A 12,724-nucleotide genomic window follows, 5' to 3' on the forward strand; every position below is an offset into this window, starting at 1 on the left:
GTCAAGGGAGATAATCAAGGGATAGGGGAATGATTTAGCTTGTCTCCCCCTCCTCTTGTCCTATAATTTTGAATCTGAGCCAACTAAAAAGCTCCGATCGCAGATGAAAAGCCTTCATAAATTTTCTCAAAAACCCAACACCTGCATTGATTTTTCAAGTACTTCTTTGGGGCGAAATGGTTTAGTTAGATATAAGTCTGCACCAACTTCAATTCCTTTTTGTTTATCAAATTCTTGTCCTTTAGCTGTCAAGATGACAATGTAGATGTCAGCCATTTGCAGGTCGTTTTTTACAATATGGCAGACTTGTAGACCATTCATTTTCGGCATCATCACATCAAGAAAAACCAGGTTTGGTTTTTCAGTTTTGATGGTTTCGAGAGCTTCTTCTCCATTTCTAGCAGTTAGAAGTTCAACACCCTCATCTTCTAATGCTTCTAAGGCTTGTTCCATCAAAATCAAGATATTAGGTTCATCGTCAACAATTAGAATTTTCTGGGTCATGGGGATTGGGGATTGGGAATTGGGGATTGGGGATTGGGCACTTGTACTGAGCGACTTGCCCTGAGCGTAGTCGTTGGCGCAGCCTCTCGTAGAGAAGGGAGCCGAAGTATTGGGCATTGGGCATTGGAAATTAAAGATTGAGGATTAGAATAATTCCTTCCCAGTCCTCAGTCTCCAATCCATACTCCTTAGCAATTACTGTTCAGACAGCATAATAAAAAATACATTTTCCAACTCCTTCTCAAAGCGTAGGGTTTTCACCAAATCGGCTTCTTGAGAGAAGATAGAATCAATGATAATCATGTCAGGTTTGGCTGACAGGGCTTTATAAATGCATTCTTGCGGATCGGAAGCTTCAATCACGCTGTATCCCTGAGTTTGCAGTACATCTGATAGGGTTTTTAAGGCTGATGCATTTTTATCTACAACCAATACCTTTTTACTAGAAATGCCTTGGTAAAGCAGTGAGCCAATTTCGTTGAGGAGTTTTTCTGTGTCAATGGGCTTGGTAAGATAGCGATCGATGCCAATATGGTAGCCCCGTTCTTTGTTTTCAATAATTGACAGAATAATAATCGGAATGTCTGCGGTTTGAGGATCGTTTTTGAGAACGGCTGCCACATCGAAGCCGTTGATTTGGGGCATCATCACGTCCAAGAGAATCAGATCGGGGCGGGCTGTTTTGATTTGATGAATTGCATCCATGCCGTCCTTTGCTTCGCGAACGTTGTAGCCTTCGTTTTCCAGTTGTTGACGGAGTAGTTCCCGAATGTTAGCGTCATCATCTACAACCAAAATGGTTTTACGGTTTTGGTTCAGTACAGCGTTTTTGGTGATGACGTGTTCTTTGAGTTGTTTGACTAGCGTATCCAAATTCAGATTAGCAGTAGTTTTTTGCTCGCAGGCGTAGGTGGGAATGATGAACGAGAATATGCTGCCTTTACCTGGTTCACTCTCAACCCAGATTCTACCGCCGTGATGATCGACGATTTGTTTACAGATGGGCAATCCTAATCCTGTGCCTTTGGGTTTGTCGGTGAGGGTGTCGCCAACTTGGCGGAATTTCTCGAATACTTTCGGCTGGTCTTCAGGCGCAATCCCAATGCCTGTATCAATGACGCTGATGCAAACACCGTCGTTTTCTTGTTTGACGGAGCAGGTGACACAACCAGATTCGGTAAACTTAACGGCATTGGAAATCAGGTTGATTAAAACTTGCAGCAAACGATTGCGATCGCCTACTATCTGAGGCAGTCCAGGTTCAATCTCGCACACCAACTGCAAGCCATTGGTTTCAAATAACCCGGCGGTAGAATTGGTTGCCCAATCCAGTAATTCGCTGGGATCAATAGGTTGCATCTGCCATTCCACCTTACCTGCTTCCATCTTGGCGATGTCCAAGACATCGTTAATCAAAGACGTGAGCCGTTCTGCTTCCGACACAATAATGTTGAGATTGTCAGCCACCCGCTTAATCGTTTTCTGAAGCTTGCGATCTTCGGTAGAAAGCATTGGGAACACATCGGTTTCCAGCTTTTCTTGAATGATCGACGCAAAACCGAGAACAGAAGTTAGTGGCGTCCGCAGTTCGTGGGAAACTGTTGAGATGAAGTCGGTCTTCATCTGGTCGATTTCCTTTTCTGCCGTCACATCCCGAATCAGCAGTGCTGAACCGAAGCAGGCAGCGGGTTCTGAATCTGCCATCTTTTTGAAAATGGCGGTTGCTACTGCCTGACCAATGCGTTCCTTTGTCAGTACAACTTCAGCAGAGAACACTTCTCTGGGATGGGATTGAGTTTGTGCAACTAGGTTTGTTAAACCAGATATCGGCAATTCTCGGTAGTGACCGTTGAGGGCGGTAGCTGTCAATTCATACATGGCTAAAAAGGCAGGATTGAAATGGGTGATTTGTCCTGCGGTGTCTGCCACTAACAAACCATCTGCTAAGTTATCTAAAATGGCATTTAATCCCTGCGCCTCTGCTAGGGTATTTTGCAGCGCAGCCGTCCGCTCTTCAACTCTGGCTTCCAGTTCTTGATTCAGTTGCCGCAGAGCGATTTCTGCTTGTTTGCGGGCAGTGATATCAGTATTAATTTCCAGCACCGCGCAGGGCTGACCATCGATGTCCCGTTGCAAAGTCCATCGGCTCTGGACGGTAATCAATCTGCCTTCATGGGTGAGATGTTCCACTTCTCCTTCCCAATTTCCTTGCTCTAATAACTCTGCGATGATTTCTTCTTTTGGTTTGAGAAAAGTTTTTTTGAGAAAAGACTGAATGCATCGGTCTTTCACTTCCTCACGCGTCCAACCGTAGAGCCTTTCTGCACCCTGATTCCAGTGAGAAATTTTATCGCTCATGTCGCGGACGATGATGGCATCGCTGGAATGATTTAACATATCCAATAAACGTTGATTTTCAGCTTCTGCCTGCTTGCGATCGTGAATATCAGTACAGGTGCCAATCCATTCCCGAATGCTGCCGTCTTCTTCCAGGACGGGGGCACCACAGACAGAGAAGTAGCGGTATGTGCCATCCTTGCCACGCAGCCGATATTCGGTTTGGTGGATACCTCGGTTCGCCACAGCAGTATTCCAAGCTTCTGTGGAGTGGGCACGGTCATCGGGGTGAACTGGATCAATCCAGCCCCAACCCTCAACTTCAGCTTCGCTCTGCCCCGTATAGTCCATCCAGGTGAGCATTTCATTGCTTATTGCCAGTCCTTTTGGGGTAGCTCCCCAGACGATCTGTGAAGTAGCAGTTACTAACGAGCGATATCGTTCTTTAAGACGCTGATTTTCGGCTTCTGCCAGCTTGCGATCGTGAATATCAGTGCAGGTACCAATCCATTCTCGGACGCTGCCGTCTTCTTCTAGGACGGGCGCACCCCAGACCCAAAAGTAGCGATAGTTGCCATCCTTGCCACGAATTCGGTATTCAATTTGATACATACTCAGGTTTGCCACAGCAGCACTCCAGACTTCTCCGGTGTAGACGCGATCTTCGGGATGAACGGCATCAATCCAGCCCCCATTCTCAGCTTCAGCTAGACTTTGACCGGTATAAGCTATCCAGCTTGCCAGTTCAAAGCAAATTCCTTCTGGCGTGCTTACCCAGACAATTTGTGCAGTAGCAGTTACCAGAGAGCGATATTGAGCTTCACTCTGTTTTAGGATTTGTTCAGTATATTGGCGTTCCTGCTGGGCGCGGCGAAGGTCGCTGATGTCTTCCACACTAGACCAGATCAGCCGCTCCCCATCTTTCTCAATTATCAGTCCAGATAACCTGACTGGAACCAAGTACCCGTCTTTGTGGATGTATTCCTTCTCATAAGGCCCATAGCGACCAGTTTGTTCCAAGTCTTCTAGGCTAGATTGCTCCGTGGCAGCATATTTTTCTGGGGTAATCTGCCAGTAGGTGAGATTCAAGGTTTCTGGAACAGTGCGCCCTAAAATATCAGCATAGGCAGGGTTAATATGAATTAGTGTCCCATCTGTTCGGCATAGTGCCAGCCCAACGGGGCATTGCTCAAATAGCTGACTGTTGTATTCATCAAGTTGGTTAAACATGATTGAGGTTTCTTTAGTGGCGTATTTGGGTAGGGTTAGAACAACAGAACCAAGACAACAAAGTGGCGTAAAGCCTTAACGAAATTGGATGGCGTTGGAACATCTGGTAAATTTGATCGGGTGATGCACCTTCTACATCTGGATTGTGCTGTGAAAGTCGCTGGATCAGTTGAGTATGGCGGATCAGCAAATCCGTCGGTTTGAGCATTGGAACTGTTGATGGAATGAAGCCGTCGGTATCGGGAGTAGGAGATAATTCTGTTGTGGGAATTGGCAAGGCAGAGGCGCAATTCTGTTCTTCAGTAGCGTCCACCAATGCACAATTTAACGGAATCTGAATCCAGAATTCTGTTCCTTCACCCGGTTGAGAACGACACTTGAGTATTCCCCCATGTCTGTCTACAACAATTTGGTAGCTGATTGCCATGCCTAATCCCGTTCCCTTGCCAACATCTTTCGTGGTGAAGAAAGGATCGTAAATGCGGCGAATTACTTCCTCCTTCATGCCTGGGCCGTTGTCGGCAATGCGAATTACAACCCACTGTTGGTCAAGGGTTTTAGTACGAATAGTGATGGTCGGGAGTATTTTTTGTCCTTTGTCATTTGTTATTTGTGATTCGTTTGATGCCAATGACAAATGACTAATGACTAATGACTCTTCGAGCGCATCAATGGCATTTGCCAGGATGTTCATAAACACCTGATTCAACTGTCCGGGATAGCATTCAATCAGGGGAAGTTTTGCATAGTCTTTAACGATTTCAATTGCCGGACGATGAACATCTGCTTTCAGGCGATGATGAAGAATCATTAGTGTTCCATCGATGCCATCGTGGATGTTCACGGCTTTCATTTCAGCTTCATCATGGCGGGAGAAGTTTTTCAGGGATTGGACAATTTCGACGATGCGACCTGTCCCCAGTTTCATCGAATCTAGCAGTTTGGGGAAATCCTGCATGATAAATTCCAGGTCTATATTGTCTAAATCTGATTCCAGTTCTGGAGGAGCAACAGGTAGAAATTTCTGATACTTTTCCAACAGGTGTAACAAGTCTTTAGTGTATTCGGCAACATACTTTAAATTGCCGCAAATAAAGTTAACTGGGTTGTTGATTTCGTGGGCAACTCCGGCAATGAGTTGCCCTAAACTTGACATTTTTTCGCTTTGGATTAACTGAGTTTGAGCTAATTGCAACTCATGGAGAGCTTGCTGAAGCTTCTGTGTCTGGGCTTTTGCCTGGACGGCTGCTTGAGTGCTTTGCTCGTAAAGCACAGCTTTTTCAATAGCGATCGCAGTTTGAGAGGCAAAGATACTCACCAGTTTCAGGTGTTCAGCCTTGTATGAGTCAGTTTTGGCCGTTCCAATAGCGATCGCTCCTAGTACCCGCTCTTTGGCTCGCAACGGTACACAAATCATTGCAGCAACGTTTTTTTGCCCTTCTAATCGAGAATCGGCTTGCACATCATTGACGAGTTCTGCTCGGTTGGATTGCACAATGTTGCCGATAATTCCCTTACCCGGTTCCGGCTGATTGTGGTCAAAAAACACTCCAAATTCGGCAACGATTTCAAACGCAGTTGCATCTGGACTCAAAAGCAGAATTATCCCCGCAGATGATTCAATTAATTGACTCAATTCTTGAAGCACAAGTTGGGCAATCTGTCGTGTATCTAAACTTGTTGTCAGTTGAGTCGAGATATCGTCAAACAAATCAATTTCCTGATATCGCTCCAGTAATTCTTTGGCGAGTACTTTCTTCTCAGCTTCCTGCTTTGCCAGAAATGAGAGCAAATTTGCAAGTATAGTTGCCTGTTCTTCCCCTACAACCCAACCGATGATTTCTCCTGAAACCTCGATTGGATAACGGTTTTCTACAGTTTGCTCCCCAATGCTAATCAGTTTTGTGCCGTCTACCAGTTCAACATCAATCGCGATGTTGAACTGGTAGACTAAGTTATGAATAAGAGATGGCAACTCTTTTTTGTTGAGCATCTTTCTGAGGCTAACTGCGGGCATGAAACACCTCATAAGCAGCAGGTTGCAAATTTCTCACAATCAGTGTTGGTTTGTTGGAGTCGTGTCTCAAAGAGAAACTTACACTGTATGGCAACCTCTTGCCACCTTCACCGTAGCTATCCGTACTCCTTTGCATAAACAAGCTAGGTCTAGCATCTCTTGAAAAGAGAGGAATTGTCATAAAAATCTAGGGATATAATAGTTTACTAATTAAAACTAGTTTTCCCAAAAACCTTAGCGATATAACAGCGAAGTCGAGCGGTACCAGATACCTTTAAACTCTTTACCAGAGGCATTATTGCGTTCTTATAACTCGCTTACTGTTTGATAAGTTCTAAAAAAACTATAAAAAAAAAATTATTAATTAGATAAAAGCATAGGTTTCAATCTATGGTAAATTCATGTCTCTTGTTGCTACTCCTCATAAATTGGGAATTAGCTTTTGAGTATATAGGTGAAGGCATTTCTAAGAGTAGAATAATCGCCTTGAGTGTACAAAAAGAAGCTGCGATCGCAGCTTCTTTTGGTAATTTTAAAAAGTATTTAGGTAAGCGCTAGTTTTAGTTAGATCCGAGAGTCGCGAAAACGAAGTCTGAGTAATCGCAGCCAGCGCAACCACATTTGTGCAGGTTGTTCAAAGAAGGTGAAAATATCGCCGAAACCTAAATTAGTTTTGTGATGATGTAACCAGTGTCTCTCAGGAGTGGTAATAAATAGAATTTGACATAAGATATTTACAGGCTTTGGAGTTTGCCAACCCAGTACACTTATGTGTCTCCACCATACATGAAACTGACCAAGCAGTAATCCAGAGATAACGCCAATGGGAGAGAAAAACCACAAGACTACTGCTATAAGTATATAAGGTAAAGCTCCAAAGATACCATCTAAAAGAACCTGGGGATTAAAAGTCAAAATAGCATAGTGGCGGAAGTCCTTTTTCCAGGAGTGGTGCGTTTTTAAATGAAGGCTACCAAAAACGTGCTCGGGTACGTGGTAAAAGAATGTAGATAGAAAATCGCCAAAAAACAGTAATAACCAAGCAACAGCGATAGCCTCAAGCATTTGTACTCCTCAAGAATAGTTAAGAAAACTCCACAGAAAATATGCAAATGTCATGCTGTGGGCGTAGACACTTAGTTTTTTGCTATTCAAGCAGCCATTTGTGCGTCTCATATGTCTACGCTCCAGGTAATTTGGCTCAGAGTATATGTAATTAGGTCAGTTGCAGTTTTATGAATTTCCGATCCTTAATGCAGCAAACAGCAACTTGTAAAAACCTCCAATTTGACTTTTATCTCTGAGTTAATGGTAGTAATACATCTAAAACCCGATAAAAATACAGTATTTTACTATAGTTACTACACAATCTTCTTACTAAGGCATACAGCCTAAGCAAAGGTTGAGTTAAAGTTAGTACAAATTTAGGTTAAGGCTTTTTTCAAGATTGTTAATTCTAAATTCATTGCAATTAGGCTTCAATTATGAATATGAGCAGAATTATATAAATAGGTATTCTGCCAACATTCATTGAGTTATCAAAGTGAGGAAAGCCTTTTTATAGTTTAATTAAAAAACTGTAAAATTTGTAACATCTATAATTAATTAGATGTCATAGATATTTTTTGTTAATAGAGTAATAATGTAGCTCTCAATATTATTTACAAAATTATCGCTGTTTAGCGATCCTGGATAATGCAGAATCAATTCTTTGCAGTGGTAGCCGCGCTGGACTTTATCGAGAAGGATATGAGGAATATGGTGAGCTTTTAAGACGAGTAGGAGAAGCAACTCACCAAAACTGCTTAGTGTTGACTAGTCGTGAAAAACCCAGAGAAATAGCATTTTTGGAAGGACAAGCACTATCTGTTTGCTCATTGCTACTGAGGGGATTAAAGGTGGCAAAGGGGCAAGAAATTTTAAAACTCAAGGGACTATCGGCGGCAGAGAATGAATGGAAAGTAATGATTGAACGTTACGCAGGCAATCCATTAGCCTTAAAGATAGTTGCCACGACCATTCAAGATGTTTTTGATGGTAATGTGACTAGATTGCGTTTAGTGAAAATAGAGTTTAATACCCACAAGCCTTGGAAGAAGCACAGAAGTTAGATTTAGATTATCGTTGTATGGTGGACAAACTAAGTTTGTTAAAAATTATTGATGCGAACAGACAAATAGTTTGGAGTGAAGAATATATAATATCAATACGCTTGGGTACATAACTGGCTCTCCTTTCCTCAGCGCCCTGCCGATAAACTTGTTCAATAAAACACTTTGATAGCCTAAAACGATGAAAGCATCTGCTAATTTTGACTTTGAAGACGATAAATTTAATGCACCGCCTTCTCAAGTCCTTCCCTGGTGTCAGATGATTAATCCTCGATATGGCACAGATGGTATGCAATCCCACGGTTTGGCAATTAAGCTGGATAATGCCAATGCTGTCGGCTTTGTGCCAGATGATAATTGGCAGCAAGTAGAGCATGAATTTACCTCTGGAGTCGAAACGGTCTTTATTACCACTACTCCACGGGTGGTTATAGTGCGTCGGGGACCATTGTCTGTCAAAGATCGGGAAAGTGGTCTAAAACTGGGTACGCTCAAAGAGAATTATGATGCTTTTTTAGCCGACAAACTTAAATTTAAAACCTTTACTCGCTATCTAATTTTTATAGTGGGAGAGAATAAAAAGTTTTTACATGAATTACCACTACAACTAACACTTAATGGTGCTGCCGGAGCGAGTTTCAGCAAAACCTACTGCGAATATCAACAAGGTAAAGTAGTTAGTGGATTCGTTGCTGAACTAGAAAAAGCTTATGCTGTTTATCGCAAGCAACCTTTGACACCAAAAGGGCCATTATTCCATGCTCACGGGATTTTTTGTCCGATCATTGAGTGTGAAGAAAGAGGTATTGAACCAAATACAGTTTTGGTAGCTTCAACTGTGGACTATAAACATCCTACCGTAGGGACTTTAACGCAATATTTAATTGCTTCCGATGCTCTTGAGTCTGCAATGATTTGTAAGACTTTTGAAGAATACAAAGATTTTGGCAAGGAACCTGTAAAATCAGAAATGCCTAAATTGGCAATGGCAGGAGTTTCCAACTCTTACGTTTATGCTGATGAGGATGATTTTGCTTATCCGCCGTATTAGCTGGGGACTGGGGACTGGGGACTGGGGACTGGGGACAAGGGGGACAAGGGGGACAAAGGGGAATTATTGAACTAATCTCTCCCAAGTCTCCCCCCTGTTCCTTGTCTACCTTGTCTCTTCTTCATCCCCCATGCTCAATGCCCAATATCTATTCTTTGAGCAGTAAATAATATAGTGAGCCATTACCGCCTGTGACACCGGCGCGATCGCCTGCTAGTTTACCAGATCCCATGAAATAATCCACCCGGCCCGGGCCTTTAATGGCGCTTCCTGTATCTTGGTCAAGCACAAAGCGGCTAACAGTACGCCTCTCTAGTTTGCCACCACTGGCAGGATAGGGAAATGAATTGTAAATCAGTGCTAATGCTCCCGGTGGCATGAGAGACTTATCTGTAGCAATAGAACGTTCTGCTGTCACCGGTACATGAATACTGCCTGTAGCAGCAGTACCACCAGTTTCTTGGAAGAAAATAAATCGTTCCCAGCGCGGTAGATAATTGCTCAACTCCTGGGGTTTTTGCCGGAAATAAGCAATCATCCGTGGCATTGTCAATCCATTTAGTGGAAGTTTGCCATCTTTTGCCAGTTCTTTACCGATACTAGTCCACGGGTAATCAGTTCCACCTGCATAGCCAATTGATGTTGTTTTGCCATTAGTTAATTTAATTTGGGCAGAACCTTGGATATGTACCATGTATGCATCTAAGCGATCGCGAAACCAAAGCAGTTCTAAACCCCGTAACTTGCTCTTATTCCCTTTTAAACCATCCTTCCCTTCCAAATCAATTCGTTTTGGGTGAGGTTTAGGCCATTGGCTAAAATCAGGTGGTAGCCGATAAAGAGGATACTTATATATTGCAGTTCTGACACGGCTAGCGGTGTAAACAGGTTCGTAATAAGCAGTGAACTTAACAGTACCCTTGCCATCGTTGCCCACAGACTGGTAGAAGACAAACTCACGACTGACAGCAGCTTGTAGTTGAGCTGCTGACTGAGAACTGACAACCAGTTGGCGGAAACGTAGCAAACTCCGACGGACGCGATCGAGAGTAATTTCCCGAACTGGATAATTTTGATATGCTGCGATCGCCTGATTCTTTGTTAGGTAAAGCAGACTGTTATCAATAGAAGCTAACAACGCATTGCGATCGCCTATTTTACCTCTTTGACCCCAAATTTGCTCATCCCAACCCAAGCAGGTCGGCCGGAGCGTACAATCGCTGACGATAGTGATTGGTTTTAGCGGCGGCGCGATCTCAGGAGTGATTGGTATTGGTATAGGTGGAAGATCGGGAGCAGTCGGTATTGGCAACGGCAGTAAGTTAGGAACCTGAGCAACAGCCGACCAGAGAGGATTTACAAGGGCAATTCCTAAACTCAAGGAAAGCAAAGCAAGGGTTTTTCTCATCATTTAGTTGAATCTTTCAACACTGGAACTAAAAATAGGTTCTACCCGGATTGCGACGACCCGAGAAGGGCGTACTACCATATATTCCCCTTGAATATTTTTGATCGGAACGCTAATGAAGTCATTAGAAGCAGATTTTGGCACAAGTTCGCCGCTATACCATTTCTGAAACTCTTGAATAGTAGGAAAACGTACTTCTTCTCGGTGGCCGCTTTCCAATAGGAGGTATACGGCATATTCATTTGCAGTTCTAGCCATAAAGTTGAATCATTTAAAAAAACATTCAACCCATTGTTAACCACGTAACCCCCGAATGAAAAGGGTAAGCATACGGGAGGTTGCCAGCAGGGGAGCAGGGAAGCAGGGGAAAAGTGAAGTTGCAGTAAGTTTTTCTTCTCTGCCCCTTTGCACCTCTGCCTCTTATGCCCAATGACTCTTCACTCTAGACGCCTAATCCTTTAAGCAGTTCCTTAAAAAGTGTAAGTTTACATTAGCTCTTGCATAACTCTCTAATCAACTTCTGATAAATCATTGGCATTGTTGAAAAACAGTTATTCAGGAGGCAAAAATTATGAAACTTTACTATCGTGGTCTAAGCTACGAATGCGACCCAAACAAAGTTGGCAGCAAAAAAACAGAACAGCCATTTCGACCAGTTCCTCAAATTGAACCAGCTTATAATCTGATGTACCGTGGTGTTAACTATCGTGTCGATCCAAATTCCAAATCGGCTAAAGTTCCTCTGCCAATAACTGATAAATTGAGCTTTCGAGGAATCACCTACTTTGTAAATAAAACTCCACTAAAAGAAGTTAGCGTAGTCTCTCAACCAACAACTAATTCAAAAGTTGAGGTACTGCCGATTTCTGATGAATTAAAGCTTCAATAATAATATGGCTGCAAGCCGATCTGGAGTCAAAGAGTTATAAACTGGTAGTAGAATTCTCAAAAAACCTTAAAATTTCAGCACTACCTACTTTCTGTCTCAACAAACCTTGCCAAAGCTGGTAGTTGTGTCAAGATTAATTTCAGGACTTAAGGCTTGTGACACAATGTTAGGACAATTATTAGACGGACGTTACCAAGTCCTCCAGATATTAGGTGGAGGTGGATTTGGTCAAACCTACATAGCCCAAGATACTCATCGGCCAGGTTTCCCGAAATGCGTTGTCAAACACCTTAAGCCCGTCACTCGTACACCTCAATTTCTCGAAACTGCCAGACGGCTATTTACCAGTGAGGCAGAAACACTAGAACAACTGGGCAACCATGACCAGATTCCTCGGCTTTTAGCCTATTTTGAAGACAACCAAGAGTTCTTCTTGGTGCAAGAGTTTATAGAAGGGCAGACTCTGAAGGCGGAACTATTCCCCAATCAACGTTGGACAGAAGATCGAGTAATTCAACTGCTCCAACAGGTTCTAGGTATTCTAGAATTTATTCACAGCCACAATGTTATCCATCGAGATATCAAGCCAGATAATATAATCAGGCGGCAACAAGACAGTAAGTTAGTGCTGATTGACTTTGGCGCAGTTAAACAAGTCCAAACTCAACTGCTTACAATTTCAGGGCACACGGGAGCTACTATTATTATTGGTACTCCCGGATATATGTCTACAGAACAGGCGCAAGGTAAGCCCCGCCCCAACAGCGATATTTATTCCTTGGGCATTATTGGTATACAATCACTGACAGGGTTACATCCTATAAACTTTGAGGAAGACCCAGATACAGGAGAAATTTCTTGGCAGCATCAAGCTAACGTCAGTTCTGAGTTGGCATCTGTGCTATCTAAGATGGTACTACATCACTTTAAACAGCGCTATCAGTCTGCGGCTGAAGTTTTGCGGGTGCTTAAGTATTTCAATACTAAAGTAGAAACGCAATCAATTCAACCACCATCTCTTACACAACCGCCTCAAGCTTTCCTTTCTGAACAAAACTCAATTGGGTATCCGTCTGCTTCTACAGGGTTAGCGCGTCTCAAACCCTATTGACAAAAGGACTTGCCTGATAGGCAATCAAGTTGGAAACAAAGTGGGAATATCCGGGCTAGGGTAAAA

Annotated in this window: 11 protein-coding genes and 1 pseudogene; 5 read left to right on the forward strand and 7 right to left on the reverse strand. The window is 43.1% G+C overall.

The genetic code is table 11. The features are described from left to right. Nucleotides 1–126: 126 nt before the first annotated feature. The 4 genes from V7K41_RS02105 to V7K41_RS02120 form a co-directional block, all read right to left on the reverse strand. Nucleotides 127–504: a response regulator transcription factor gene (locus V7K41_RS02105; protein ID WP_334845499.1), complete on the reverse strand. Its 378-nt coding sequence runs from the start codon at nt 502–504 to the stop codon at nt 127–129. Between the two features lie 195 nt (nt 505–699). Continuing rightward, nucleotides 700–4,071 (reverse strand): PAS domain S-box protein, encoded by a 3,372-nt coding sequence (locus V7K41_RS02110; RefSeq protein ID WP_334845500.1) that lies wholly within the window; start codon nt 4,069–4,071, stop codon nt 700–702. Nucleotides 4,072–4,084: 13 nt separating this feature from the next. Further along, nucleotides 4,085–6,088 carry a GAF domain-containing sensor histidine kinase gene (locus tag V7K41_RS02115; RefSeq protein WP_334845501.1) on the reverse strand — a complete coding sequence of 668 codons (2,004 nt, stop codon included), beginning with the start codon at nt 6,086–6,088 and terminating at the stop codon, nt 4,085–4,087. Then, entirely contained in the window at nt 6,075–6,269 is a 195-nt protein-coding gene (locus V7K41_RS02120) for a hypothetical protein (protein ID WP_334845502.1), read from the reverse strand. The genes V7K41_RS02115 and V7K41_RS02120 overlap by 14 nt, the downstream gene beginning before the upstream one ends. Before the next feature lie 209 nt (nt 6,270–6,478). Between V7K41_RS02120 and V7K41_RS02125 the strand changes: the two genes are divergently transcribed. Further along, entirely contained in the window at nt 6,479–6,646 is a 168-nt protein-coding gene (locus V7K41_RS02125; protein ID WP_334845503.1) for a hypothetical protein, read from the forward strand. A gap of 6 nt (nt 6,647–6,652) precedes the next feature. Here the strand turns inward: V7K41_RS02125 and V7K41_RS02130 are convergent, their stop codons facing one another. Beyond that, nucleotides 6,653–7,153, reverse strand: a complete 501-nt coding sequence (locus V7K41_RS02130) for a fatty acid hydroxylase (protein WP_334845504.1) — start codon at nt 7,151–7,153, stop codon at nt 6,653–6,655. Nucleotides 7,154–7,746: 593 nt separating this feature from the next. On the opposite strand from V7K41_RS02130, the pseudogene V7K41_RS02135 reads away from it, so the two are divergent. Both V7K41_RS02135 and V7K41_RS02140 read left to right on the forward strand, forming a co-directional pair. Continuing rightward, nucleotides 7,747–8,136, forward strand: a pseudogene (locus V7K41_RS02135) (hypothetical protein); the annotation flags it as partial. Nucleotides 8,137–8,380: 244 nt separating this feature from the next. After that, a complete protein-coding gene (locus V7K41_RS02140) occupies nt 8,381–9,250 on the forward strand; it encodes a DUF5895 domain-containing protein (protein WP_334845505.1) in 870 nt (289 codons plus the stop codon). Nucleotides 9,251–9,398: 148 nt separating this feature from the next. Here V7K41_RS02140 and mltA read toward each other — a convergent pair whose 3' ends face one another. Further along, the gene (mltA, locus tag V7K41_RS02145; RefSeq protein WP_334845509.1) at nt 9,399–10,658 is read right to left on the reverse strand and encodes a murein transglycosylase A; all 1,260 of its coding nucleotides are present in this window, start codon (nt 10,656–10,658) and stop codon (nt 9,399–9,401) included. A 3-nt stretch (nt 10,659–10,661) separates the two neighbouring features. Further along, nucleotides 10,662–10,916: a hypothetical protein gene (locus V7K41_RS02150; protein WP_100902628.1), complete on the reverse strand. Its 255-nt coding sequence runs from the start codon at nt 10,914–10,916 to the stop codon at nt 10,662–10,664. A gap of 313 nt (nt 10,917–11,229) precedes the next feature. Between V7K41_RS02150 and V7K41_RS02155 the strand changes: the two genes are divergently transcribed. After that, nucleotides 11,230–11,547 carry a DUF4278 domain-containing protein gene (locus V7K41_RS02155; protein ID WP_334845506.1) on the forward strand — a complete coding sequence of 106 codons (318 nt, stop codon included), beginning with the start codon at nt 11,230–11,232 and terminating at the stop codon, nt 11,545–11,547. A gap of 163 nt (nt 11,548–11,710) precedes the next feature. Beyond that, nucleotides 11,711–12,658 (forward strand): serine/threonine-protein kinase, encoded by a 948-nt coding sequence (locus V7K41_RS02160; RefSeq protein WP_334845507.1) that lies wholly within the window; start codon nt 11,711–11,713, stop codon nt 12,656–12,658. The last annotated feature ends 66 nt before the right edge of the window (nt 12,659–12,724 follow it).

Origin of the sequence: Nostoc sp. (assembly GCF_036917415.1) — a bacterium.
In the GTDB taxonomy this organism is placed as follows: Bacteria; Cyanobacteriota; Cyanobacteriia; order Cyanobacteriales; family Nostocaceae; genus Nostoc.